This is a genomic window from Coleofasciculus sp. FACHB-712 (genome assembly GCF_014695635.1).
Classification (GTDB): Bacteria; Cyanobacteriota; Cyanobacteriia; order Cyanobacteriales; family FACHB-T130; genus FACHB-T130.
The window spans coordinates 1-1,947 of sequence record NZ_JACJOQ010000653.1 but is presented as its reverse complement, the minus strand read 5'-3'; the positions used below and the strand labels follow the sequence as shown (position 1 = coordinate 1,947).

The following is a 1,947-nucleotide window of genomic DNA, read 5'->3' as shown; positions in this document are numbered from 1 at the left end:
TGAGCGGAGGTAGAATCCGGCTTGAAATCAAGCACCGAGATTGGATCTGGTATTTCCATGTTACCTACAATCTGAACTTTTTCGGTACACTTTGCCAGCTCCTCTCTTTCATATATAACGCTTTCCATTACGTTTAACCCGTAGCGTTTGGGAATAACCTCTAAGCGTCTTGGTAAGGTATATTGCACAAATCTGGAATTGGTAGATATTTTACAAGGAAGAACACCTAAGATTTCTATAGGTGGCTTATTAAAAAATTTCCTAAATTCATTATTCTTTTTAACAAATTCTTTTACATTTAATAATCCTTGATTAGCAAACGGTTTTAGATCCGAAGGAATAATTAGATAGTCAGATGTAATTAAGGCAATTCTCGCATAAAGGTTTAATGATGGTGGTGTATCGATAATTACAACATCATATTGAGCTTCTACTGCTTTCAGTTTTTGCAGGAGCATTACCTTACTGGAATCCTGTTGATTTAGGTCAGTTTCGTATTGCATTAAACTGATGTGAGAAGGCAATACATCAATTTCAGGGTTAGTATATTGAGATTTTTTAGCAACTTCGTTGATAGGATAAAAATCTTCTGACTGCAACAAATGACGAACATTGCAATCTTTTAGCTCGTCCAGTTCTTCATCATTAAACTTTGCTAATCCTGCGGCAAAGGTAGTGTTAGCTTGACTATCTAAGTCAACAATAAGGACTTTTTTTCCTTTCTTTCTGATAGCAGCAGCTAGGTTGACTACGGTTGTTGTTTTCCCTACGCCACCTTTGTTGTGATAAACCGCAATTATTTTCACAGTAGGTTGCCTTTCTTCTAAATTTGCAGTGGACTGAGGTTGAAAATTGGTTGAATCAGCTTGTAAATTTGTTGTTTCAATCGAAAGTTTTTCTTGTAATTTTTGAGGGGAAGTAATTTCGCTATTAATTGTATCGGGCTGGATATTTTTGGTTCCGTTTAGATATTCAGGAGGTTTTTCCTTTAAACTGTCTCTACCAATAAGAGTTTTAATATCGTCTATTCTTAAGTTAATTTCTCTGCCCTGACAGTGAAAAACTAGCTGAATGTTATCTTGAATTTTTCGGTAAATTCTGACTTCTTTTCCATTAGTGAGCAATCCGTATTCTACGTTTAAACTCGTTAAGTAGCGCTTGAGCCTGCTAGTATGTCTATTTAAGTTTTGATTGGGATGCTTTGCTTCCATGACAACACTTAATGGCGAGTTGTCATCTAATACAAATGGAATGACTTGCGCTGCAAATGTCAAGAAGTCTAATCGAATGCTACCAACAGCAATCTCTTGATGCCAGGTATCAGGAGTGTATCCTAGCTGTGGCAGCAAATATTGAACGATGAGTTTGCTTTCAACTTCACTCTCGTTACGACAAAGCTCAGGATTAAAATTCAATTGTGTTCTTCCTCTCCACAGCGCTGATTGGAACCTTGAACTTCAATACGATTCCTGGCTAAGATGAGTTGCAAGAGCGGCAATCTCGATAGAGCTACTTTCCGTAAAGCGTCTCTACACACGTACAATTCCTACTCAATTTCTCTTACCCGAACAGTATTACCTTAAACTTATTCGATTGTCCCTCAGGGTGAGATTTTTTGAGTCAGAGCGATCGCCATCCTTAATAATGCTTTTTCATCCCTTTTAGAGTTTCGCTCCCTCACGGCTGGCACTAGCAAACGTGAGTTGGATGCGAGCGCGTTTTCTTCCCTACTATGCAAACAGCCGCTACTCGCATATATGCGAGTAGCGCTTACGCGCATACCAACCGAGCGATCGCATCCTTGCACTAAACAACAAATTAACCCCGTTTCAAGAGCCCAGAGAAGCTATTCTTCAGCTTATCGATCGTTGCTTGAATCGCGTTCGGGACAGATGGCTGAGGAGGAACGGCAACTTGGATTGGCTCATCTGCATATTCAGAACCCTT

At 39.2% G+C, this 1,947-nt stretch carries 2 protein-coding genes; both read right to left on the bottom strand.

Annotated features, from left to right (window positions below; all coding sequences use genetic code 11):
• Positions 1 to 1,415 (bottom strand): AAA family ATPase (locus H6F50_RS24800; RefSeq protein WP_190430733.1); only part of this gene is annotated, 1,415 nt, incomplete at its 3' end.
• A gap of 403 nt (positions 1,416 to 1,818) precedes the next feature.
• Positions 1,819 to 1,947 (bottom strand): HHL1-like protein (locus H6F50_RS28110; RefSeq protein ID WP_347277206.1); only part of this gene is annotated, 129 nt, incomplete at its 5' end.